We start from the raw sequence: 21,700 nt of genomic DNA on the forward strand, positions 1-21,700 counted from the left end.
CACGCCCGGCGGACCTTGTGGGGCTCCGCCCGGGCCCGGAATTCGCTGTGAGATCGATCGCTGCCGAAGCGGTAACCGGGTGGTCTGCGTTGTGCGGCGGCCGCCGGTGTTCGTAGGCTGTTCGTCTCGGGGAACAGGGGCTGCGGCTGCGATGGAGGACTGAGGCACCGGTGCTGTACTGGCTCATGAAGTGGGTGTTCCTCGGACCGCTGCTCAAGACGCTGTGGCCGACCAAGGTCGTCGGCGCGGAGAACATCCCCGAGTCCGGCGGCGCGATCCTGGCCGGCAACCACCTGGCGGTCGCGGACTCGTTCTTCATGCCGCTGCGGGTCAAGCGCAAGGTGACCTTCCCGGCCAAGTCCGAGTACTTCACCGAGCCCGGCTTCAAGGGCACGCTCAAGAAGTGGTTCTTCACCGGCGTCGGCCAGTTCCCGATCGACCGTTCCGGCGGCAACGCCGCCCAGGCCGCGCTGGACACGGCGACCCGCCTGGTGCGCGAAGGCCACCTGCTCGGGATCTACCCGGAGGGCACCCGCTCCCCGGACGGCCGCCTGTACAAGGGCAAGACGGGCGTCGCCCGGATCGCCCTGGAGTCCGGCGGCGTGGTGGTCCCGGTGGCGATGATCGGCACGGACAAGGTCAACCCGATCGGCTCGAAGATGTGGTGGCCCCGCCGCCTCGAGGTCCGCTTCGGCAAGCCCCTCGATTTTTCGCGTTACGAGGGTCTCGCGGGTGACCGGTTCATCGAGCGGTCGATCACCGACGAGATCATGTACGCCCTGATGGAACTGTCCGGCCAGGAGTACGTGGACATCTACGCGGCCAAGGCCAAGGAGCTCCTGGCGGCGGAGGCGGCCGGGGTCAAGCCCGCGGTGCCCGCCCAGCCGTCCGCGCGCGACGCGGCCCGGGTGCCCGATTCCAAGGTCGGCTGAGCCACCACTACTGTTCACCAGTGCGTTTTTTCTACGACACCGAGTTCATCGAAGACGGCGTGACGATCGACCTGGTTTCCATCGGTGTCGTCGACGAGCGGGGCCGCGAGTTCTACGCGGTGTCGACGGAGTTCGACCCTTCGAAGGCGGGGCCGTGGGTCCGGGACAACGTCCTGGACAAGCTCCCGTCGCCGGCTGACCGAGCGTGGCGGAGCCGGGAGAAGATCCGCACCGACCTGCTGGAGTTCTTCGGGAAGCCGCCGGGCGGGATCGAGCTGTGGGCGTGGTTCGCCGCGTACGACCACGTGGCGCTGGCCCAGCTGTGGGGCCCGATGCCGGCGTTGCCCCGGCAGTTGCCGCGGTTCACGCGGGATCTGCGCCAGCGGTGGGAGGACGCGGGCAAGCCGAAGCTGCCCGCGGCGCCGACCGACCAGCACGACGCGCTGGCGGACGCCAAGCACAACCTGGCCCGGTGGGAAGTCATCGAGGAGTACTTCCCGCGGCGCTGACTCGCTGGCCGCTGACCTGCCGGCCGCCGGGCACTGACCGCGCGGCCGCCGCGGAACGCCAGGCGCTGACCCGCCGGCCGCGGGGGCGCCCCCCGTTTTCCACGCTACCGGCAGGCACCGACACTTTCCGCCGTCCGCTGGACTGACCCCGCCCCGGAACGCCCCAATGCGGCCTTCGGTGCGCAAGACGCAGCCAAGGCCGCCTCGGGGCGCACGGCCCGGAATTGTCGGGGGTCCCCGGTAACGTAAAAACCGGGGACCCCCAGGCCGGGGACCTCTCAGCGGCGCGCCCGGACCGCCGAGGCCAGCTCGTCCAGCAGCGGCGCGGTGTCGTCCCACGCCAGGCAGGCGTCCGTGATCGACTGCCCGTAGGTCAGCTCCGAAGCGTGCCCCAGCGACAGCTCCTGCCGCCCACCCGCCAGGAAGCTCTCCATCATCAGGCCGGAAATCCCGCGCTCCCCGGCAGCGATCCGCGCAGCCAGCTCGGAAACCACCACACCCTGCCGCACGTGGTCCTTGCCGCTGTTGCCGTGGGAAGCGTCGATGATCACCCGCTCCGGCAGCCCCGCCTTCGCCAGGCGCGCCAGCGTGTCCGCGACCGTTGCCGCGTCGTAGTTGGGGCCGCCGTTGTGGCCGCGCAGGATCACGTGGCAGTCCGGGTTGCCCGACGTCGTCAGCAGGGCCGCCAGACCATCCGTGTTGATGCCGGGGAACACGTGGCTCGCCGCCGCCGCGCGGGTGGCGTCGATCGCCACCTGGACGTCGCCCTCCGTCGAGTTCTTGATGCCCACCGGCATCGACAGCGCGCTGCACAGCTGGCGGTGCACCTGGCTGGCCGCCGTCCGGGCGCCGATCGAACCCCACGTCACGATGTCCGCGATGAACTGCGGCGTGATCGGGTCCAGGAACTCGCACCCCACCGGCAGCCCGAGCGCCGACACGTCGAGCAGCAGCCTGCGGGCCAGCCGCAGGCCCTTGTTGACCGCGAACGTGCCGTCCAGGTCCGGGTCGTTGATCAGGCCCTTCCAGCCCAGCGTCGTGCGCGGCTTCTCGAAGTACACCCGCATCACGATGTGCAGCTCGCCGCGCAGCTGTTCGGCCTTCGCCGACAGCCGGCGCGCGTAGTCCAGTGCCGCTTCCGGGTCGTGGACCGAGCACGGGCCGACCACCACGAGCAGCCGGTCGTCGCGGCCTTCGAGGATGTCGACCGTTTCGGCACGGCCCTGGCGCACCACCTTCGCCACCGCGGCGTCGACCGGATGGTCTTCGCGCAGCAGCGCGGGCGAAATGAGCGGACTGATCGACGTGGTGCGCGCGGCGTCGAGGTCACCGATGGTGGCCGGTCCGGCGGAGAGCGTCATGGCGGGGGTGTTCCTTCCTGGTGGACACCGACCCGCGGGGGACTCGCCGAGCCGGTGGGAAATCCGGCTCGGGGTGGAGGTCAGCGCAGGTTCACGCCGCCGTGCCCACCCGGGGCCGGCTTCGTAAACCAGAAATAGCGCTGCATGCGCATCAACGTAGCACAGCCGTCACGCGGACCGATCCGGCAGGTGGTACGGGCTGCACCGATCAAGACGAGAGCCGCTACGCTGACGTCTGACGAAATGTGACTGTCATCTCCCGAGAACAGACGGAGGCTTCTCATGCGTGTCGGTGTGCTGACCGGCGGCGGCGACTGCCCGGGGCTCAACGCGGTGATCCGCGCCGTGGTGCGCAAGGGCATCGAGGTGCACGGCTGGGACTTCGTGGGCTTCCGCAACGGCTGGAACGGCCCGCTCACCGGCGACAGCCGCCCCCTGGGCCTGAACGACGTCGAGGACATCCTCACCCGCGGCGGCACCATCCTGCGGTCCTCGCGCACCAACCCGTACAAGGTCGAGGGCGGTGTCGACAAGATCAAGCAGGTCCTGGCCGACCAGGGTGTCGACGCGCTGGTCGCGATCGGCGGCGAGGACACCCTCGGCGTCGCGAAGCGGCTGACCGACGACGGCGTCGGCGTCGTCGGTGTACCGAAGACGATCGACAACGACCTGGGCGCCACCGACTACACCTTCGGCTTCGACACCGCGGTCTCCATCGCGACCGAGGCGATCGACCGGCTGCACACCACGGCCGAGTCGCACCACCGCGCCCTCGTCGTCGAGGTCATGGGCCGGCACGCCGGCTGGATCGCGCTGCACTCCGGCCTGGCCGGCGGCGCGAGCGTCATCCTGGTGCCGGAGAAGCACTTCAACGTCGACCAGGTCGTCTCCTACGTCGAGAGCCGCTTCGAGAAGGAGTACGCGCCGATCATCGTCGTCGCCGAGGGCGCGCTCCCGGAGGGCGGCGAGGAGAAGCTGCTCACCGGCGAGAAGGACGCCTTCGGGCACGTCCGCCTCGGCGGCATCGGCACCTGGCTGGCCGACGAGATCGCCCACCGCACCGGCAAGGAGTCCCGCGCGGTGGTCCTGGGCCACGTCCAGCGCGGCGGCACCCCGACGGCCTACGACCGCGTCCTCGCCACCCGCTTCGGCCTCCACGCGGTCGACGCGGTGGCCGACGGCGACTTCGGCGTGATGGTGGCGCTGAAGGGCACGGACATCGTCCGCGTGAAGCTGTCCGAGGCGACGGCCGAGCTGAAGACGGTCCCGGTCGAGCGCTACCAGGAAGCCGAAGTCTTCTTCGGCTGAGTTCTCCGGCGAAGGGCCGCCCCGGGTGCTTCCGGGGTGGCCCTTCGCGCGTTCAGCGCCGCTGCCGCACCGCGTCGACGATGCCCTGGCTCACCACCGCGCCCGTCCCGGAGCCGAGGTAGGCGAGCATGCCGTCGCTTCGTGTACACGAACTGGTCCGGCCGCGGGACGAGGTCCGGCTGGGCGCGGGCCTTAGCGGCCGCGGCGTGCAGGATGCGCACCGGTTCGGGCTCGGGCGGCGGGGAGACCGCGGTGTCGGTGGGCGTGAGCACGACGACGGCGGCGACCGCCGCGGCGAGCCCGGCCGCGGTGACCCCGCCCCACATCGCGCGCCGGTGCCGCGGCCGGGGACGAGCCGTGGCCGCGAGCAGCTCGGCCCGCTTCCGGGCCAGGTCACCGGCCGCCGGAAGCCCGGCGGGCCCGGCGAAGTCGCGCAGCAGCTGAGCGAATCGGGCGGTCCGGGTGCACGCTAGATCCGGGCCAGCTCCTCCAGGACACCGCCGGCGGCGGCGATGTCCTCGGTCAGCGGCCGGTCGTCGAGGCTTCCGGACAGCACGGCGGCCGCCGCGTCGAAGGCGTCCCGGACCGGCAGCTCCACCAGGTCGGCCTCGCGCATCCGCAGGGCGCGGACCGCCGCCACCAGCTCGCACGCCAAAACCTGCTGGTAGGCCGCGCAGGCCGCGGTCGCCGCTCGGGCCGCCTGGGTCGAGAAGCTCGCGTGGTCCTCGATGCCGCGGGAGACGACCGCCGTGCCGAGCGTGGCCGGCAGGGCCGCCTGACGCAGCTCGGTCAGCGCGTCGTGCGCCACGTACTCCAGGATCATCACGCCCGAGCTGCCCGGCGGCCCCGCCGCGAGGAACGGCCGCAGGCCGGTGAACTCCGGCTCCACCAGGTCGCCCAGGCGCGCCACCGACAGCTCCGCCACCTGGTGCACGGTCGCCCGCGCCTGGTCCAGCGCCGTCGACACGTACGCGGTGTGGAAGTGCGCGTGGTGGTAGGCGTCGTTGTGCACGGTCGAGATCATCGGGTTCTCGGTGCTCGCGTTGATCTCCACGGCGAGCACGTCCCGCAGGTAGTGGATCGCGTCCAGCGCCGGGCCCTGGACCTGCGGGAACGCCCGCAACCCGAACGGGTCCTGGATCCGCCGTCCCGGCTTCGGCGTCTGGTGCATGCCCAGCAGGCGCCGCATCTCGGCCGCGCAGGCGACCTGCCCCGCGTGCGGGCGCGCTTCGTGCACCGGTGTCGCGTACGCCTCGGGGTTGCCGTCGAGCGCGACGTACGTCAGCGCCGCGACGGCGTGGCTCGCGCGGGTCAGCGTGTTCAGCCGCATCGCCGCGAGGGTCGCTTCGGCGAGCGTCGCGGCGTTGCTGCTCATGAACGCCAGCGCGTCACCCGCCCGCACCGGCACCGGCGGCACGTGCCCGGTGACCCACGGCCGTTCGCCGGTGAGCGCCAGCGCCGCCTCGGCCAGCGGGGCCAGGTCGCCGGTGCCGATCGCGCCGAGCCGGTGCACCAGCGGCAACGCCCCGGTGCGGACGGCTTCGGCCAGCGCGCCGATCAGCTCGGGGCTGATCCCGGACCGGCCGGCCAGCAGCTGGTTCAGCCGGATCAGCAGCATCGCCCGGACCTGGCCCGGCGGCAGCTCGTCACCGCTGCCGCCCGCGTGGCTGCGCAGCAGCCGCAGGCCGTGCTCGACGGAGCTTTCGACGGTGTCGTCCTTGTTGGCCCCGACGCCGGTGGTGCGGCCGTAGACGACCCGCCGGGTGCTCAGTTCTTCGGCGAGCTTCCAGGCGTGCTCGGCGTTCCGCAGCGCGGCGATCGAGACGTCGATGCCCAGGGGGCCCTCGGTGCGCGCCGCGGTCACGACGTCCGCGCAGCGCAGGGTCCGGCCGTCCACTCGGATCACCGGCAGCCTCCTTCCGACTGCCCACACTATGAAGCTAGGGCGACGGCGGCTGCCAGGGCGGTACCGGCCAGTCCCAGTGCGGGACCGGTTCGTGCAGGTTCGGCTCGGCGCCGGGCGCCGAGAAGAGCACGGCCAGCCGGCTGCCCCACTCGAGGTAGCCGGCGAAGGCGGCGCGGAACTCGGGGTCGCCCGGCAGCCCGGCCTCGTCGGCGGCGTCGAGCAGCAGGTTCACCCACCGGCGGCGCTGCTGCTCGGTGATCCCGCGGCCGAGGTGGCGGCCGATCATGTGGGCGTGCCCGCCGTGGCTCGCGGAGTACTCGGCCGGGCCGCCGAAGACCTCGCCCAGCCAGACGGCGACGTGTTCGGCGTGGTGCGGGTCCATGTCGCGGAAGACCGGTTCGAGCAGCGGGTCTTCGAGGACGTGGCCGTAGAAGACGGTCAGCAGCTTCACGAGGGCCTCGTGACCGCCGGCCCATTCGTAGAGGGTCGGCGTGGTTTTTGGCACGATCACCGGATCAGGCAACCAGTGGGGGCCCCGGCCGGGCAACCACGTACTTTCCGGTGCGTAGGGGGAATGGGATGAAGCGGTACCACTGCGCGACGGAGCTGGCGGTCGACCTGATCGGCGGGAAGTGGAAGCCGGTGATCCTGGCCCACCTCAAGGAGGGCGCCCACCGCTACGGCGAGCTGCGGCGCCGGATGCCGTCGGTCAGCGAGAAGATGCTGACCCAGCAGCTGCGCGAGCTGGCGGCGGACGGCCTCGTGCGCCGCGAGGAGTTCGACGGCCGCGTCCCGCACGTCGAGTACCACCTGACCGAGGTGGGGGCGGAGCTGCGCCCGGCGTTGACCGCGCTGTACGAGTGGGGCGAGCGCCGCGCGGCGGAGCGCGGCATCAGCTTCGGGTGACCGCTCAGGTCTCGTCGAGACGGCGCTCCAGCGCGTCCAGCCGGCCGGACCAGAAGCGGCGGTAGGGCGCCAGCCAGGCGTCGACCTCGGCCAGCGGCTCCGGGCGCAGCGCGTAGCACCGCCGCTGCGCCGCGACCCGCACGGTCACCAGGCCGGCTTCGCGCAGCACCCGCAGGTGCTTGGACACCGCGGGCTGGCTGAGCTCGAGCTGCTCGACCAGCTCGCCGACCGAACGCTCGCCGTCGCGCAGCAGGTCGAGGATGGTCCGGCGCCGCGGCTCGGCGAGGACGTCGAAAGTCTGCATCACCCCCGAAATGTGCTCCGCCGGGCATATTGCTGTCAAGGAATGTGGATCGGGCATGGTCTGAACCATTGACCTAGTGGTCTAGTCCACTTACGGTGAGTGTGGTCCCCACCACTCCGGCACCGAAGCCGTGAGTAATTCCCCGGAGGGAGAACGATGTCCCGTTTCCGCAGGAAGAGCTTCTCAGCGCTGCTGGCCGTGGCGGCCGCGGCGGGCCTCGTCGCGGGCGGCGCGACGGCACCGGTGGCCGCCGCGGCGACCGATGCGTCCGTCGGCAAGGTGGTCGGTTACTTCACCGAATGGGGTGTCTACGACCGCAACTACCACGTCAAGAACATCGAGACGTCGGGCTCGGCGAGCAAGCTGACCCACATCAACTACGCCTTCGGCAACGTGACGAACGGCGGCTGCGCGATCGGCGACGCCTACGCCGACTACCAGAAGACCTACGACGCGGCGGGCAGCGTCGACGGCGTCGCCGACACCTGGGACCAGCCGCTGGCCGGCAGCTTCAACCAGCTCAAGAAGCTCAAGGCCAAGCACCCGGGCCTGAAGGTCATCTGGTCCTTCGGCGGCTGGACCTGGTCGGGCGGCTTCGGGCAGGCCGCGAAGAACCCGGCCGCGTTCGCGAACTCCTGCTACAACCTGGTCAACGACCCGCGCTGGGCCGGTGTCTTCGACGGCATCGACATCGACTGGGAGTACCCGAACGCCTGCGGCCTGAGCTGCGACACCAGCGGCGCGGCGGCGTTCAAGAACCTCCTCCAGGCCCTGCGGGCGAAGTTCGGCTCGAAGCTGGTCACCGCGGCGATCACCGCCGACGGCACCAGCGGCGGCAAGATCGACGCGGCCGACTACGGCGGCGCCGCGCAGTACGTCGACTGGTACAACGTGATGACCTACGACTACTTCGGCGCCTGGGCGGCGCAGGGCCCGACGGCCCCGCACTCGCCGCTCACGTCGTACTCGGGCATCCCGACCGCCGGCTTCTACTCCGACGCGGCGATCCAGAAGCTCAAGAGCAAGGGCGTCCCGGCGGGCAAGCTGCTGCTGGGCATCGGGTTCTACGGCCGCGGCTGGACCGGCGTCACCCAGAGCGCCCCGGGCGGCACGGCGACCGGCCCGGCGCCTGGCAAGTACGAGCAGGGCATCGAGGACTACAAGGTGCTGAAGACGTCCTGCCCGTCGACCGGCACGGTCGCCGGCACCGCGTACGCCAAGTGCGGCAGCAACTGGTGGAGCTACGACACGCCGTCGACGATCGCGGGCAAGATCTCCTACGCGAAGACCCAGGGCCTGGGCGGCGCGATGTTCTGGGAGCTGTCCGGCGACACCACGAACGGCGAGCTGATCACCGCCGTCGCGAAGTAGTGCTCCCCGGTGCGGCCGGCCGTGCGCGGAACGCCGGCCGCACCGGGATTCACACCGCTCCAGCGGGAGGCGTCGCCGCCGCGGCGCGCAGCAGTTCGTAGAGCGAGATGGCGTTCTTGTTGCTCGCCGGCGACACGGTCGCCGCGTCGCCTTCGCGGCCCGAGGCGTAGCGGTAGTGGTAGCGGCCGTACCCGGGCATGCCGAACTCCATCGTCGGCGCCAGGTCCGGCGCCGACTCCCGGATGAGCGCGTGCAGCGCCCGCAGCTCACCCTGCCGCGGCTCGGCGAGCGCGGCGAAGTACTCCTCGTGGGTCTTCGACGTGGTGCGCATGGCCGGGACGGTACGCCGGGGGACCGGCAAAACCGTCGGTCCTCGCGATTAGGGTCCTCTCCGTGAAGTTCAGCGGATTCGGCGAGTACGCCGTCGACTTCTTCGACGGCCTCGTGGAAGACAACTCCAAGCCCTACTGGGACGACCACGTCGAGACCTACAAGTCCGACGTCCGCGCCCCGATGGAAGCCCTGCTGGCCGAGCTCGCCCCCGAGTTCTCCGACGGCTTCGGCGAGCCCAAGGTGTTCCGCCCCTACCGGGACGTCCGCTTCGCCAAGGACAAGACGCCGTACAAGACCCACTGCGGCGGGGTGATCGAGCAGGGCCGCGGCGGCGGCGCCTACTACGTCGAGGTCGGGCCGGCGGGCCTGCGCGTCGGCGGCGGCTGCTTCTACCTCGCCTCCGACCAGGTCGCCCGGTTCCGCGCGGCCGTCGACACGGAGCTGCACGGCGAGGCCCTCCGCAAGATCCTCGCCAAGCTCGAACGGGCCGGCTGGGAGGTCAAGGGCGACCGGCTCAAGTCGAAGCCGCGCGGGTTCGACGCCGACCACCCGCGGCTGGACCTGCTGCGTTACCGCTCGGTGTACGCGGTGCGCGGCTGGGAGCCCGACGACGTCCTGCACGAGCGGGGTGCGTTCGACCGGGTCCGCAAGGCCTGGCGGCAGCTGAGGGAGTTCAACGAATGGGCCCGCGACCGGGTCGGCCCGAGTGAACGCCCGCGGCGCTGAAGCCGAACCTGACCAGGCAGGCTTCTGAACACTTTCTTGAACATTCGGGATCGGTACAGACGAACGCGGCGAGAGGGTCTACGCTATGTGGACGTGAGCCGACGCGCGAAGATCGTTTGTACCCTGGGCCCCGCCACCGCGACCCCGGAGAAGATGCGGGCACTGGTGGATGCCGGCATGGACGTGGCCAGAATGAACTTCAGCCACGGCAGCCACGGCGACCACAAGCAGGTCTACGACCTGATCCGGGCCGCCGCCGCCGAGAGCGGGCGGGCGGTGGGCATCCTCGCCGACCTGCAGGGCCCGAAGATCCGCCTGGGCACGTTCGCCGGCGGGCCGGTCGAGTGGCACAACGGCGACATCGTCCGGATCACCGTCGAGGACGTCGCCGGCACCCACGACCGCGTCTCGACCACCTACAAGGGCCTGGCCAAGGACGCCAAGCCCGGCGACCGGCTGCTCGTCGACGACGGCAAGGTCGGCCTGGTGGTCAAGGGCGTCGAGGGTCCGGACGTGGTCTGCGAGGTCACCGAGGGCGGCCCGGTCAGCAACAACAAGGGCGTCTCGCTGCCCGGCATGGACGTCTCCGTGCCGGCGCTGTCCGACAAGGACATCGAAGACCTCGAGTTCGCGCTCGAGCTGGGCGTCGACTTCATCGCCCTGTCCTTTGTCCGCTCGCCGGCCGACATCGACCTGGTCCACCAGGTGATGGACCGGGTCGGCAAGGGCAGGCTGCCGGTCGTGGCCAAGATCGAGAAGCCCGAGGCCGTCTACAACCTCGAAGCCATCGTGCTGGCCTTCGACGCGGTGATGGTCGCCCGCGGCGACCTCGGCGTCGAGCTGCCGCTGGAGCAGGTCCCGCTGGTGCAGAAGCGCGCCATCCAGATCTGCCGCGAGAACGCGAAGCCGGTCATCGTCGCGACGCAGATGCTCGAGTCGATGATCAACAACTCCCGCCCGACCCGCGCCGAGGCCTCCGACGTCGCCAACGCGGTGCTCGACGGCGCCGACGCGCTGATGCTGTCCGGTGAGACCTCGGTCGGCCGGTACGCGATCGAGGTCGTGGAGACCATGGGCCGGATCATCGAGGCGGTCGAGACCGACTCGCCGGTCGTCCCGCCGCTGACGCACGTCCCGCGCACCAAGCGCGGCGTCATCTCCTACGCCGCCCGCGACATCGGCGAGCGGCTGAACGCGAAGGCTCTCGTCGCCTTCACGCAGTCCGGTGACACCGTGCGCCGCCTGGCCCGGCTGCACACCCGGCTGCCGCTGCTGGCGTTCACGCCGGAGGAGAGCGTCCGCAGCCAGCTGTCGATGACCTGGGGCACGACGACCCGGATCGTGCCGTTCGTGGACTCGACCGACCAGATGATCCAGCAGGTCGACCACGCCATGCTGGAGATGGGCAAGTACCAGAAGGGCGACCTGGTCGTCATCGTGGCCGGCTCCCCGCCGGGCACCGTCGGGTCGACCAACCTGATCCGCGTGCACCGGCTCGGTGAAGACGACCACGCTTGAGAGACCGACCGCTCAGTATGTGCGTATGGTCCTGACATGACTGAAATGGCCAGGACGGCCGCCACCGAACCGGAACTGTCCGGTGGCGGCCAACCGGTGCTCGACCGCCTGATCGCGCTGCTCGACCTGGAGAAGATCGAAGAGAACATCTTCCGCGGCGTCTCGCCCGCCCACTCGCCGGTGCGGGTGTTCGGCGGGCAGGTCGCCGGCCAGGCACTGGTCGCGGCCGGGCGCACGGTCCCCGAGGAACGCCGGGTCCACTCGCTGCACGCGTACTTCATCCGCGGCGGCGACCCGAGCGTGCCGATCGTGTACGAAGTCGACCGCATCCGCGACGGCCGGTCGTTCACCACCCGCCGGGTCGTGGCGATCCAGCACGGCAAGGCCATCTTTTCGCTCTCGGCGTCGTTCCAGAAGGACGAGCCGGGCATCGAGCACTCCGAAACCATGCCGGAGGGCATCCCGGCGCCGGAGACGCTGCCGACGCTGATGGAGCGCGCCGAGGGCTACGCGATCGGCGCGCACGCCCGGCCGCGGCCGATCGACCTGCGGTACGTCAACGAGCCGCCGTGGGTCACCCGCGAGACCGGCGAGCGGCCCGCCCGCAACCAGGTGTGGATGCGGGCCGACGGGAAGCTGCCGGACCAGCAGCTGCTGCACGTCTGCGTGCTGACCTACGCCTCGGACATGACGCTGCTGGACTCGGTGCTCGCCCGCCACGGCGTCTACTGGGACACCGACAAGGTGCTCGGCGCCAGCCTCGACCACGCGCTGTGGTTCCACCGGCCCTTCCGCGCCGACGAGTGGTTCCTCTACGACAGCGCCTCGCCGACGGCGTCCGGCGCCCGCGGCCTGGCCACCGGGCGGTTCTTCGCCCAGGACGGCACGCTGCTCGCGACGGTCGTCCAAGAAGGACTCTTGCGCGTCCTGTGAAGTTCGCCGGGAAATCACCCGCACGGGCGACTAATAGCCCGAATATCCGTCGTCGGAAAAGGGCATTCGGCCCGGGCGAGGGGGCCGGGACCGATCGGGGGACGGCCCCGGACCCCTTCGCCCGATGATCGCGCGGCACTTCCCGCGGTCATCGTCTACCCTGCTCAGAGGCCGGTCGTAGCCACGGCGGGCCGACTGTCAGGCGCCCAACGCAGTGCAGGGTGCGAGGATACAAGAGCATTCTGCAAATTGCAGATCCGGTGCCGGAATCGAAGGTGTTAATGCTCCACCGACTCCGCGCCCGGATGGTTGGATACAGGTAGCACTCGACATCCGGAGGAGCCGCGATGGCAAGGGGACAGAGCCCCACGGTTCGCCGCCGGAGGCTGGCGGGAGAGCTCCGTCGGCTCCGCGAGGCCGCGGATCTCACCATCGACGAGGTGGGGGAGAAGCTCGAGTGCTCGGCTTCGAAGATCAGCCGCATCGAGACCGGCCACGTCGGGGTCACCCCGCGTGACGCCCGCGACATGCTTGCCCTCTACGGCATCACCGGTGACGAGCAGGAAGCGCTCGTCCAGCTGGCCAGGGAGGCCCGCAAGCGCGGCTGGTGGCACGCCTACAACGAGGTCTTCACCGGCACCTTCGTCGGCCTCGAAGCCGACGCCAGCTCGCTGCGCGCGTTCCAGGCGCTGCTGGTGCCCGGGCTGCTGCAGACCGAGCGGTACGCCCGCGCGGTGATCCGCGCGCTGCGGCCGGACGCCGAGGAAGCCGAGATCCGCCGCCGCGTCGCCGCCCGGATGGCCCGCCAGGAGCTGCTGTCGGAGACCCCGCCGCCGGAGTACTGGGCGGTGATGGACGAGGCCGTCCTGCGCCGCGTGGTCGACACCCCCGAAGTGATGGCCGAGCAGCTCTACCGGATGGTCGCCCTCGCCGAGAAGCCGAACGTGACCATCCAGGTCGTGCCGTTCGGGGCCGGCGCGCACCCCGGCATGGAAGGCCCCTTCCTCATCATGGGCTTCCCCGAGCAGGCCGACCCGGACGTCGTCTACGTCGACGACAGCACGTCCAGCGGTCTCTACCTGGAGGAACCCACAGACGTGCGGCGCTACGGGCTGATGTTCGACCATCTGCGCGCCGCCGCACTGAAACCGGACGACTCGGTGGACATGATCGCCGAGGCGGCCGGTCGGTTCGCCGAACAGGCGGCCGTACCGGCTCCGGTGCACCATCCGGAACCGAGGACACAGTAAGGAGTGGGGACCATGGAAGCAGAACTCTCCGGGGCGCGGTGGCGCAAGAGCAGCCACAGCGGTGGCGGCAACGACTGCGTCGAGGTGGCGTTCGTCGGCGGCGGCGCCGCGGTGCGCGACTCGAAGGACCCCGAGGGGGGTGCGTTCCGCCTGCCCGCATCCGGCTGGCGGGGGCTGCTGGCCGCGGTGCGGACCGGCGGCCCGGCGCGCGGCTGAGGCAACGGCGAAAAGACCCCTTACCCCCGCCGAGCTGGGCTCGGCCGGGAGTAAGGGGTCTTTTCACGCCTATCCCTACGTGATCACCCGATGCCCGGGGTGCCGCCTCAGGACGAACCTGAGTGCTACCAACCGGACAGACAGGGGAACACGATGCACAGCGATCTCATGCTCGACGCGGTCCGCGCCGAAGCGGCTTACCGGGCCGAGGAACTGCGGAAGGCCGGGCGCAGCGCCTGGGCCGCCCGCGCCCGCCGCGCCGTCCGCCACCTGCGGGCCGCGCACACCGACGTCGAGGTACCGGCGCAGCAGCGCCGGGAGGCTTCGCGGGAGACCGCGGGCGTCGGCAAGACCGCCCGGTAGGGGCGGCGAGATGGTGTCGAAGGCGATAAGCGGTCGGAAACTGTCGGTGGGGTAGGCAACAATGCTCCTCGTGCCCCGACTCGGCTCCGGAATCCCGCTCGTCGCCCGTACCCACGAGATGCGGCGGCTCCGCGCCGCCTTCGCCAGGGCTGAACGTGGCGAAGCCGGCGCGGTGCTGCTCTCGGGGGACGCCGGGGTCGGCAAGACCCGGCTGCTGACCGCGCTCGGCGAGCACGTCTCGGCGTGCGGTGGGCTGGTGCTCACCGGCCGCTGCATCGACGTCCGCGAGGGCGGTCTCCCTTATCTTCCGTTCGCCGAGGCGCTCGCCCCGCTGGGCAGCGCGACGGACCCGGCGGTCGCCGCCGCGGTGCGGGCCCGGCCCGCGCTCGGGCGGCTGCTGCCGCAGGGCCCGGGCTTCGAGGAGCCCCGTGCGGCCGAACACCCGCCGATGACCTCCAACGACCGGGAAACCATGGTGCGTCCCCGGCCGGAGCAGGATCTCGGTCAGCTGCAGTTGTTCGACGCGGTACTGGGGGTGCTGACCGAGATAGCGCAGGCGCGCCCGGTGGTGATCCTGCTGGAGGATCTCCACTGGGCCGACGCCTCGACCCGCAACCTGCTGTCCTTCCTGCTCAGCCGGCTGCGGGCGCAGCGGCTGCTGGTCGTGGGCAGCTACCGCGAGGAGGACGTGCACCGCCGTCACCCGCTGCGCGGCCTGCTGTCGGAGCTGGTCCGGCTCGCCACCGTCGAGCGCGTCGACCTGCAGCCCTTCGGCGCGGCCGACGCCCGCCGGTTCGTCGAGGCGCTGGCCGACGAGCCGTTGCCGTCCGATGTGGTCGCCGACATCGTCAGCCGTTCCGAGGGCAACCCGTTCTTCGCCGAGGAGCTGCTCGCCACCAAGACCGAGTGCAACGACCTGCCCGCCGGGCTGGCCGAGGTGCTGCTGTCCCGGCTCGAGCGGCTCTCCCCGGACGCCCGCCGGGTCGCGCGGGTCATCTCGGTGGCCAACGAACCCGTCATGCATGCCGCCCTCGCCGAGGTCTCCGGCCTGGGGGAGCTGGAGCTGGACGAAGCCTTGCGGGAAGCCGTCCAGCACCACGTCCTGGTGGTGCTCTCGGACGGCTCGTACACGTTCCGGCACGCGTTGCTGCAGGAAGCGGTGTACGGCGACCTGCTGCCGGGGGAGCGGTCGCGCACGCACGCCGCGTACGCGGCGCGGATCAAGGCGCGGCCACAGGGCCGCGGCCACGACGCCAAGCTGGCCTACCACTCGATGCAGAGCAGCGACCTGGCCACCGCGCTGCCGGCGTTGCTGCGCGCGATGGACGAAGCCGAGAAGCTCGGCGCGCCCGGCTCGGCGCTGCAGCACGTCGAACAGGCACTGTCCATCTGGGACGCCGTCACACCGGCGGACCGGCCGGAAGGCTTCGACGAACTGCGGCTGCTGTACGAGGCGTCGTACTTCGCGGGCACGTCCGGCGAGCCCGAGCGGGCCGCCGCCTTCGCCCGCTCCGCCACCCAGTCGCTGACCCCCGAGATCCCGAACGACCGCGCCGCCAAGGTGTGGCGGCGGCTGGCGGACGCGCTGCTCGCCCTGGAGGGCACCCTCGACGAGGCGGTCGCGGCCATCGACCGCGCCTGGAACCTGGTGAAGGACACCGAGCCCAGCTCCGCGCGCGCCTGGGTGCTGGCCAGCCGGGCCGGGTTCCTCCGGATCCTCGACCAGCCCGAAGCGGCGCTCGACAGCGCGCTCTGCGCGGTCGCCGACGCGCAGGCCGTGGGCGCGACGGGCGCGGAGGCGTCGGCGCTGGTCACCCTGGGCACGCTGGCCGACTCGCGCGGCGACGCCGCCGAGGCCCGGGAGCGGCTGCGCCAGGCCCAGCGCAAGGCGCGGGACGTCGGCGCGTACAACACCGAAATCCGCGCGACCTACTTCCTCACGCTGAGCCACGACGACCAGGGCGAGTTCGCCGAAGCGCTGGAGCACGCCTCGCACGGCGTCGCCCGCGCGGAAGAAACCGGGCTGAGCTGGAGCGTCTACGGGCTGGAGCTGCGGGCGCGGCAGCTGATGCTGCGCTACCTGATGGGCGACTGGCCGGACGAGAGCGCCGGCCGCGCCGGGCGCGGGGTGTCCAGCGCGGTGGCCGCGCGGATCCTGGCCAACTGGTCGTTGTTCGTCGTCGCCCGCGGCCGGTTCGTCGAGGGCGAGAAGCTGCTCGGCGGGCTGCGGCAGCACTGGGCGGCGGACATGCAGATCCCACTGGCGGCCGGCGGCGCCGGGATCGAGCTGGCGTACTGGCGCGGCGACCACGCCGGAGCCGTGCGCCGGACCGAAGACCTGATCGGCTGGCTGGAGCGGATCGAGCCCGGCCTGCTGGCCGGCATCCGGGTGGCCGCGCTGGGCGTGTCCGCCGCGGCGAGGCTGGCCGCCGACGCCCGCGTCCACGGCGACCAGGCCGGGGCCGAAGCCGCGGTGGCGGCCGGCGAGCGGTTCCTGGCGCACGGCCGGATGTGCGCGGTCGTCGGCCAGCCGCGCTCGGGAACGCTCGGGCCGGAGGGCCGCGCGTGGCTGGCCCGCCTGGAGGCGGCGGCGAGCTGCCTGTCCGGTCGCGGCGACGCGGAGAAGTGGGCGGTCGCGGCGGAGGCGTTCGGCTACGGCGCCGTCTACGAGCAGGCGGTCTGCCGCTGGCACGAGGCCGAAGCCCGCCTGGCCGCGGACGCCGACGCGGGAGCGGCCCTCGAAGCGGCCCACGCGGTGGCGGTCCGGCTCGGCGCGATCCCGCTGCGCGACGCCGTCCGCGACCTCGCCCACCGCGCCCGCGTCGAGCTCGACGGCGTCGAACCGGCGGCCCCGGCCCGCACAGTCACCGACCCGCTGACCGACCGCGAGCGCGACGTCCTGGAACGCGTCGCGCTGGGCCGCACGAACCGCCAGGTCGGCGAAGAGCTCTACATCAGCGAAAAAACGGTGAGCGTCCACCTTTCCCGCGTGATGGCCAAGCTGGGCGCCAGCCGCCGCGCGGAAGCCGTCGCCATCGCCTACGACCGTGGCCTCCTCACCGCTCCCACCGCCGAACACGCGTGACGGAAGCCGTAACTCGCGTGATCGAGGCCGTAACTCGCGTGATTCGGGCCGTGACGGCGGCAATCACGCGAGTTCCGGCCCGGATCACGCGAGTTACGGGTTGGGAAGTCAGCGGGGGAGGCGGCGGAGGGCTTTGAGGCCCAGGGTCATGCCTCGGGACCACAGCGAACCGGGGACCGCGCGCGGCGGGCGGAGGGCGAGGCCGCGCTGGAGGGCGATCGACTGGGACTCCGTGTACTTCAGGAGGCCCTCGGCGCCGTTGCGGCGGCCGACGCCGGAGTCCTTCATCCCGCCCATCGGGACGCCGACGCTGCCGAACGTCGCCGCGTAGCCCTCGTTCACGTTGACCGTCCCGGCCTTCAGCCGGGCCGCGACCTCCCAGCCCGCGCGGCCGTTGCGGGACCAGACGCTGGCGTTGAGCCCGAACGGCGTGTCGTTGGCCCGCTCGATCGCCTCGGTGACGTCGGTGTAGCCGTAGATCGAGACGACCGGCCCGAACGTCTCCTCCGCGAACGGCAGCATGTCCGGCGTGACGCCCGAAAGCACCGTCGGCTCGTAGAACAGCGGGCCCAGGTCGGGCCGCGCGCGGCCGCCGGTGAGCACCGAAGCGCCCTTCGCGCGGGCGTCCTCGACGTGCTTCGACACCGCCGCGAGCTGCTCCTCCGACGTCAGCGAACCCATCTGGGCCTGGTAGTCCAGCGCGCCGCCGAGCCGCAGCGCCGCGGTCCGGGCGACGAACGCGCGGGTGAACTCGTCGCGGATGTCCTCGTGGACGTAGATCCGCTCGACCGACACGCACAGCTGGCCCGCCGAAGAGAAGCACGCCGTCACCGCACCCGTCGCCGCCTTCGCGACGTCGGCGTCGGGCAGCACCACCATCGGGTTCTTGCCGCCGAGTTCCAGCGAGTACGACGTCAGCCGCTTCGCCACCTGCCCGGCCAGCTCCTTGCCGGTCGGCGTGGACCCGGTGAAGCACAGGTAGTCCGACTCCTCGACCAGCGCGGTGCCGATCTTCGAGCCCCGCCCGAGCACGATCTGCCAGGTCCCGGCGGGCAGCCCGGCCTCCTCGGCGAGCTCGTGCAGCCACAGCGCCGAAAGCGCGGTCTGGTTGTCCGGCTTCTGCACGACGGCGTTGCCCGCGGCCAGCGCCGGCAGGACGTCCATCGCGGTCAGGGCGAGGGGGTAGTTCCACGGCGAGATGATCCCGACGACGCCCTTGGGGTGCCGGACCTCGCCCGCGCGGGTCAGGCCGGGGATGACGCCGGCGACACGGCGGGGCGCGAGGATCTTCGGCGCGTGCTTGCCGTAGTAGGCGGCGACCAGCGCGGTCGCGCTGACCTCGTCGAACGCGTCGAGCCGGGCCTTGCCCGCCTCGACCTGGACCAGGTCGAGCACCTCGTCCTGCCGGGCGAGCACCAGGTCGTGCAGGCGGGTCAGCACGCGGGCGCGCTCGGCGGGCGAGCGGTCCGCCCACGCGCGCTGGGCCGTGCGCGCGCCGGCGAACACCGCGCGGACGTCGGCGTCGGTGGCCTGCGGCAGCGTCGCGATCGGCAGCCCGGTGAAGGGCGCCCGCATGCGGATCGGCGCCGAGTCCGCGCCGCCGGTCACCCGGGCGACGAGCTGGGCCGCCCGCGCCGCGCCGGGCGCCCCGGCGACGCCGCCGACGGTGGGCGGCAACGTGGTGTCTTCGACTGGGTTCGCGGGGGTCGTGCTGGTCATGACGTCTCCGTTCCGGCGGAGTCCGCGCGACGTCGCGCAGGGGTTACCGACGAGTACACCATACCGTCGGTACGTCAGTTGTCCAGCGTGATGTGAATAAGATTCACGTATTGGGCGGGTGCAGCGGCGGCAGCTGGTAGTTGGGTTCGGTCGGTTCCTGCTGCGCCGGGTGCGGCTGGGCCTGCGTGGCGCCGCCGTAGGGATCGCCCGGCTGCTGCGCCGGGAACGGCTGCGAGGGCGGACCGCCGTACGCGGGCGGTGCCTGCGGGCCGGTCTGCGGGGCCTGCGCGGGGAACGGCTGCGACGGCGGATAACCCTGGTACGGCTGGGCGTACTGCTGCTGCGGCGGCACCGGGTACGGCCGCGACGGCTGCTGGTACGGCCCCGGCGGCGGCCCGGCCGCAGCCGGGGCGGCGGGCGCCTGCCGCCCGGCCAGCGCCGCGGACACCAGCGCCAGCAGGGCGACGATCCCGCCGCCGACCAGCAGCCAGAACCCGATCCCGGTCGTGTAGTGCGACTTGACCGTTCCTTCGTCCGTTTCGTAGGTCAACGTCGCCGAGACGTCTATGCCGAGCATCCACACGGCCGCGGTCACCCCGGCGGCCCCGGCGATCAGGGCCGTCCGGGCGCCCGAACGCAGGCCCGGCCCGGCCGAGCGGCGCGCGCCCGCGAGCGCCAGCCCGGCGCCGGCCAGCAACACGACGGAGGCGGCGGTGAGCGGGATGCCGTACCGGGCGACGTGGGTCTGGTCGTAGAACTTCTTCGCCTCGCCGGTGGGCTCGACCGCGAACGAGCGCGACCACGCGCTGACCGTCTGGCTGCTCTCGGTCTTGTCGTCCACCACCTGCTCGAACGACGTCTGCGGCAGGAACGACCCGACGATCACCAGCGCCGCGGCGAGGACACCGAGGATCGCGGCGAACAGCCGGAAGACGGCACCCGGGTCGGCCGGCGGCGGCGTGGGCGGCGGACCGTAGGAGTACGGGTACGGGGCGGCGGTCATCGGAACTCCCCTCGTTCGGAGGGGATTGGACCATGAATCGGCCTGCGGGATAAGGGGCAAAGCACCCTGGTGCGGCCGCGCTGGTCAACTCGGCGCAGTGGTGGCGTCCTGGTAGAGCAGGACGGCGATGCGCTTCCACTCCTCGAGCAGCTGCCGTCGCCGGTTCGGGTCGCCGCCGAGCTCGGCGTCCAGCGCCAGCCCGCGGGTGAGGTTCACGGTGAGCCAGAACAGCATTTCCGCGCGTTCCGGCGGGAGCTCGCCGGCGACCTGGGTGACGTGCTCCAGCGTGGCCCGGCCGAGGGCGCGGTCGACCGGGCGGATGGCCGCCCGCAGCTCGGGATCGGTGCGCGCGGCGACCCACAGCTCGGTGACGGCGGTCGAGAGCGTGCCGGAGTAGCCGGCCCACAGCAGGTCGATCGCCGCGGCGACCCCGTTGCCGCCGCTCGGCAGGTCGTCGAGCGAGGCCGCGAGCTGGCGGCGCAGCTTCGTCGTCAGGTGCTCCACGGCGGCCGCCATCAGCTCGGCCTTCGCGGTGAAGTGGTGCTGCACCGCGCCCTTCGACACGCGCGCGCGGGCGCAGATCTCCTGCACCGACGTGCGTGCGTAGCCGATCTCGACCAGGCAGTCGATGGTGGCGTCGAGCAGTGCCGTGCGGGTCTGTTCGCGCCGCTGCGCCTGGGTCCGGTGCGCCGTCTCGGTCACCGCGGCCTCCCTGCTTTACCTACCGGACGGAATGGATGTACATTCCGAGCAGAACTTACATGCTGATCGGAATGTTTTCCAGCAGGAGGGTCCCGTGCCGCTGCAACTGCCGAAGAGCTCGTGGAGCACGACCGAGCTCGATGACCTCCGCGAGCTCGCGCGGTCGTTCCTGCAGAAGGAAGCCGTCCCGCACCAGGAGCGCTGGGCGGCGGAGAAGAAGGTCGACCGCGAGCTGTGGACGAAGGCGGGCGACGTCGGCCTGCTGTGCCTGTCCATCCCCGAGGAGTACGGCGGCGGCGGTGGCACCTTCGCTCACGAAGCCGTCCTCTACGAAGAGCAGGCGCGCGCCGGCGACAGCGCGTGGGGCGTCACCGTCCACAACGGAATCGTCGCGCACTACCTGCTCGCCTACGCGTCGGAAGAGAAGAAGCGCGAGTGGCTGCCGAAGCTGGCCAGCGGCGAGATGGTCGGCGCGATCGCGATGACCGAGCCCGGCACCGGCTCCGACCTGCAGGGCATCAAGACGCGCGCGGTCCGCGACGGCGACCACTACGTCATCAACGGCGCCAAGACCTTCATCACCAACGGGTTCCACGCCGACCTCGTCGTCGTCGCGGTGAAGACCGACCCGGACGCGGGCGCGCAGGGCGTCTCGCTGGTCGTGGTCGAGACGGACACCCCGGGCTTCCGCCGCGGCCGCGTCCTCGACAAGGTCGGGCTCAAGGGCCAGGACACCGCCGAGCTGTTCTTCGACGACGTCCGCGTGCCCGCCGCGAACCTGCTCGGCGACGCCGAGGGCCAGGGCTTCTTCCAGCTGATGCTGCAGCTGCCGCAGGAACGGCTGATCATCGCCGTCACCGCGGTCGCCGGGCTGGAGGCGGCGGTCGACCTCACACTCGAATACACCAAGGAGCGCACGGCGTTCGGCCGGCCGATCTTCTCCTTCCAGAACACCAAGTTCACCCTCGCCGAGGCGGCGACCGAAGCCGCGGTGGCGCGCGCGTTCCTCGACCAGTGCATCGAACGCCACCTGCGCGGCGAACTGGACGTGCAGGGCGCGGCGATGGCGAAGCTGTGGACCACCGAGCGCGTCAACAAGGTGATCGACGACTGCGTGCAGCTCTTCGGCGGCTACGGCTACATGACCGAGTACCCGATCGCGCGGGCCTGGGCCGACGTCCGCATCTCCCGGATCTTCGGCGGCACCAGCGAAATCATGAAGGAAATCATCTCCCGCTCGCTCTGAAAGGTGCCG

The 21,700-nt window shown here is 71.8% G+C and carries 22 protein-coding genes; 14 read left to right on the plus strand and 8 right to left on the minus strand.

Translation table 11 applies throughout. The features are described from left to right. The first annotated feature begins 170 nt into the window (after window positions 1–170). Complete coding sequence (locus tag HUT10_RS40175) at window positions 171–932, plus strand: 1-acyl-sn-glycerol-3-phosphate acyltransferase (RefSeq protein ID WP_176175964.1); 762 nt, start codon at window positions 171–173, stop codon at window positions 930–932. A gap of 20 nt (window positions 933–952) precedes the next feature. Next, window positions 953–1,441, plus strand: coding sequence for a polyadenylate-specific 3'-exoribonuclease AS (locus HUT10_RS40180; protein ID WP_176175965.1), 489 nt, complete (start codon window positions 953–955; stop codon window positions 1,439–1,441). Window positions 1,442–1,719: 278 nt separating this feature from the next. On the opposite strand, the gene HUT10_RS40185 is transcribed toward HUT10_RS40180, so the two are convergent. Then, complete coding sequence (locus HUT10_RS40185; RefSeq protein ID WP_176175966.1) at window positions 1,720–2,802, minus strand: 3-deoxy-7-phosphoheptulonate synthase; 1,083 nt, start codon at window positions 2,800–2,802, stop codon at window positions 1,720–1,722. Between the two features lie 282 nt (window positions 2,803–3,084). On the opposite strand from HUT10_RS40185, the gene HUT10_RS40190 reads away from it, so the two are divergent. Together HUT10_RS40190 and HUT10_RS40195 are read left to right on the plus strand one after the other, a co-directional pair. Then, complete coding sequence (locus HUT10_RS40190) at window positions 3,085–4,110, plus strand: 6-phosphofructokinase (protein WP_176175967.1); 1,026 nt, start codon at window positions 3,085–3,087, stop codon at window positions 4,108–4,110. A 213-nt stretch (window positions 4,111–4,323) separates the two neighbouring features. After that, window positions 4,324–4,554: a hypothetical protein gene (locus HUT10_RS40195; RefSeq protein WP_176175968.1), complete on the plus strand. Its 231-nt coding sequence runs from the start codon at window positions 4,324–4,326 to the stop codon at window positions 4,552–4,554. A gap of 25 nt (window positions 4,555–4,579) precedes the next feature. Here HUT10_RS40195 and HUT10_RS40200 read toward each other — a convergent pair whose 3' ends face one another. After that, on the minus strand, window positions 4,580–6,016 hold the full coding sequence (locus HUT10_RS40200) for an aromatic amino acid ammonia-lyase (RefSeq protein ID WP_176175969.1): 1,437 nt from the start codon (window positions 6,014–6,016) through the stop codon (window positions 4,580–4,582). Window positions 6,017–6,050: 34 nt separating this feature from the next. Next, window positions 6,051–6,527 (minus strand): group II truncated hemoglobin, encoded by a 477-nt coding sequence (locus tag HUT10_RS40205; RefSeq protein WP_176175970.1) that lies wholly within the window; start codon window positions 6,525–6,527, stop codon window positions 6,051–6,053. Window positions 6,528–6,595: 68 nt separating this feature from the next. Here HUT10_RS40205 and HUT10_RS40210 point away from each other — a divergent pair, with 68 nt between their 5' ends. Continuing rightward, window positions 6,596–6,922 (plus strand): helix-turn-helix domain-containing protein, encoded by a 327-nt coding sequence (locus HUT10_RS40210; RefSeq protein ID WP_176175971.1) that lies wholly within the window; start codon window positions 6,596–6,598, stop codon window positions 6,920–6,922. Between the two features lie 4 nt (window positions 6,923–6,926). On the opposite strand, the gene HUT10_RS40215 is transcribed toward HUT10_RS40210, so the two are convergent. Continuing rightward, window positions 6,927–7,226, minus strand: a complete 300-nt coding sequence (locus HUT10_RS40215) for a helix-turn-helix transcriptional regulator (protein WP_303247034.1) — start codon at window positions 7,224–7,226, stop codon at window positions 6,927–6,929. 156 nt (window positions 7,227–7,382) lie between these two features. Here HUT10_RS40215 and HUT10_RS40220 point away from each other — a divergent pair, with 156 nt between their 5' ends. After that, the gene (locus HUT10_RS40220) at window positions 7,383–8,597 is read left to right on the plus strand and encodes a glycoside hydrolase family 18 protein (RefSeq protein ID WP_176175973.1); all 1,215 of its coding nucleotides are present in this window, start codon (window positions 7,383–7,385) and stop codon (window positions 8,595–8,597) included. A 49-nt stretch (window positions 8,598–8,646) separates the two neighbouring features. On the opposite strand, the gene HUT10_RS40225 is transcribed toward HUT10_RS40220, so the two are convergent. Next, window positions 8,647–8,928 (minus strand): DUF1801 domain-containing protein, encoded by a 282-nt coding sequence (locus tag HUT10_RS40225; protein WP_176175974.1) that lies wholly within the window; start codon window positions 8,926–8,928, stop codon window positions 8,647–8,649. Window positions 8,929–8,990: 62 nt separating this feature from the next. Between HUT10_RS40225 and HUT10_RS40230 the strand changes: the two genes are divergently transcribed. The 7 genes from HUT10_RS40230 to HUT10_RS40260 all read left to right on the plus strand — a co-directional run bounded on the left by HUT10_RS40230 (window position 8,991) and on the right by HUT10_RS40260 (window position 17,021). After that, complete coding sequence (locus HUT10_RS40230; protein WP_176175975.1) at window positions 8,991–9,656, plus strand: DUF2461 domain-containing protein; 666 nt, start codon at window positions 8,991–8,993, stop codon at window positions 9,654–9,656. Window positions 9,657–9,749: 93 nt separating this feature from the next. Continuing rightward, window positions 9,750–11,174 (plus strand): pyruvate kinase, encoded by a 1,425-nt coding sequence (pyk, locus tag HUT10_RS40235; protein ID WP_176175976.1) that lies wholly within the window; start codon window positions 9,750–9,752, stop codon window positions 11,172–11,174. A gap of 36 nt (window positions 11,175–11,210) precedes the next feature. Beyond that, window positions 11,211–12,107 carry an acyl-CoA thioesterase II gene (gene tesB / locus HUT10_RS40240; RefSeq protein ID WP_176175977.1) on the plus strand — a complete coding sequence of 299 codons (897 nt, stop codon included), beginning with the start codon at window positions 11,211–11,213 and terminating at the stop codon, window positions 12,105–12,107. Window positions 12,108–12,454: 347 nt separating this feature from the next. Further along, window positions 12,455–13,357 (plus strand): helix-turn-helix transcriptional regulator, encoded by a 903-nt coding sequence (locus HUT10_RS40245; protein WP_176175978.1) that lies wholly within the window; start codon window positions 12,455–12,457, stop codon window positions 13,355–13,357. Window positions 13,358–13,369: 12 nt separating this feature from the next. Continuing rightward, complete coding sequence (locus tag HUT10_RS40250; RefSeq protein WP_176175979.1) at window positions 13,370–13,573, plus strand: DUF397 domain-containing protein; 204 nt, start codon at window positions 13,370–13,372, stop codon at window positions 13,571–13,573. A gap of 153 nt (window positions 13,574–13,726) precedes the next feature. Next, window positions 13,727–13,936, plus strand: coding sequence for a hypothetical protein (locus tag HUT10_RS40255; protein ID WP_176175980.1), 210 nt, complete (start codon window positions 13,727–13,729; stop codon window positions 13,934–13,936). A 61-nt stretch (window positions 13,937–13,997) separates the two neighbouring features. Then, window positions 13,998–17,021, plus strand: a complete 3,024-nt coding sequence (locus HUT10_RS40260) for a helix-turn-helix transcriptional regulator (RefSeq protein WP_176175981.1) — start codon at window positions 13,998–14,000, stop codon at window positions 17,019–17,021. Between the two features lie 108 nt (window positions 17,022–17,129). Here the strand turns inward: HUT10_RS40260 and HUT10_RS40265 are convergent, their stop codons facing one another. From HUT10_RS40265 to HUT10_RS40275, 3 genes are all read right to left on the minus strand, one after another. Next, window positions 17,130–18,740 (minus strand): succinic semialdehyde dehydrogenase, encoded by a 1,611-nt coding sequence (locus HUT10_RS40265; protein WP_176175982.1) that lies wholly within the window; start codon window positions 18,738–18,740, stop codon window positions 17,130–17,132. A gap of 103 nt (window positions 18,741–18,843) precedes the next feature. Next, window positions 18,844–19,743, minus strand: coding sequence for a hypothetical protein (locus HUT10_RS40270; protein ID WP_176175983.1), 900 nt, complete (start codon window positions 19,741–19,743; stop codon window positions 18,844–18,846). Between the two features lie 84 nt (window positions 19,744–19,827). Next, window positions 19,828–20,445 carry a TetR/AcrR family transcriptional regulator gene (locus HUT10_RS40275; RefSeq protein ID WP_176175984.1) on the minus strand — a complete coding sequence of 206 codons (618 nt, stop codon included), beginning with the start codon at window positions 20,443–20,445 and terminating at the stop codon, window positions 19,828–19,830. Between the two features lie 94 nt (window positions 20,446–20,539). Here HUT10_RS40275 and HUT10_RS40280 point away from each other — a divergent pair, with 94 nt between their 5' ends. Next, window positions 20,540–21,691: an acyl-CoA dehydrogenase family protein gene (locus HUT10_RS40280; RefSeq protein WP_176175985.1), complete on the plus strand. Its 1,152-nt coding sequence runs from the start codon at window positions 20,540–20,542 to the stop codon at window positions 21,689–21,691. The last annotated feature ends 9 nt before the right edge of the window (window positions 21,692–21,700 follow it).

Source organism: Amycolatopsis sp. Hca4 (genome assembly GCF_013364075.1).
In the GTDB taxonomy this organism is placed as follows: Bacteria; Actinomycetota; Actinomycetes; order Mycobacteriales; family Pseudonocardiaceae; genus Amycolatopsis.

What these genes read in the sequence shown, in the direction of transcription:
- HUT10_RS40255 (WP_176175980.1), top strand. Translation starts at nt 13,727, where the DNA reads ATGCACAGCGATCTCATGCTCGACGCGGTCCGCGCCGAAGCGGCTTAC.
- HUT10_RS40210 (WP_176175971.1), top strand. Translation starts at nt 6,596, where the DNA reads ATGAAGCGGTACCACTGCGCGACGGAGCTGGCGGTCGACCTGATCGGC.
- HUT10_RS40270 (WP_176175983.1), bottom strand. Translation starts at nt 19,743, where the DNA reads ATGACCGCCGCCCCGTACCCGTACTCCTACGGTCCGCCGCCCACGCCG.
- HUT10_RS40260 (WP_176175981.1), top strand. Translation starts at nt 13,998, where the DNA reads ATGCTCCTCGTGCCCCGACTCGGCTCCGGAATCCCGCTCGTCGCCCGT.
- HUT10_RS40245 (WP_176175978.1), top strand. Translation starts at nt 12,455, where the DNA reads ATGGCAAGGGGACAGAGCCCCACGGTTCGCCGCCGGAGGCTGGCGGGA.
- HUT10_RS40225 (WP_176175974.1), bottom strand. Translation starts at nt 8,928, where the DNA reads ATGCGCACCACGTCGAAGACCCACGAGGAGTACTTCGCCGCGCTCGCC.
- HUT10_RS40220 (WP_176175973.1), top strand. Translation starts at nt 7,383, where the DNA reads ATGTCCCGTTTCCGCAGGAAGAGCTTCTCAGCGCTGCTGGCCGTGGCG.
- HUT10_RS40190 (WP_176175967.1), top strand. Translation starts at nt 3,085, where the DNA reads ATGCGTGTCGGTGTGCTGACCGGCGGCGGCGACTGCCCGGGGCTCAAC.
- HUT10_RS40250 (WP_176175979.1), top strand. Translation starts at nt 13,370, where the DNA reads ATGGAAGCAGAACTCTCCGGGGCGCGGTGGCGCAAGAGCAGCCACAGC.
- HUT10_RS40195 (WP_176175968.1), top strand. Translation starts at nt 4,324, where the DNA reads ATGCGCACCGGTTCGGGCTCGGGCGGCGGGGAGACCGCGGTGTCGGTG.
- HUT10_RS40185 (WP_176175966.1), bottom strand. Translation starts at nt 2,802, where the DNA reads ATGACGCTCTCCGCCGGACCGGCCACCATCGGTGACCTCGACGCCGCG.
- tesB (WP_176175977.1), top strand. Translation starts at nt 11,211, where the DNA reads ATGACTGAAATGGCCAGGACGGCCGCCACCGAACCGGAACTGTCCGGT.
- HUT10_RS40215 (WP_303247034.1), bottom strand. Translation starts at nt 7,226, where the DNA reads ATGCAGACTTTCGACGTCCTCGCCGAGCCGCGGCGCCGGACCATCCTC.
- HUT10_RS40265 (WP_176175982.1), bottom strand. Translation starts at nt 18,740, where the DNA reads ATGACCAGCACGACCCCCGCGAACCCAGTCGAAGACACCACGTTGCCG.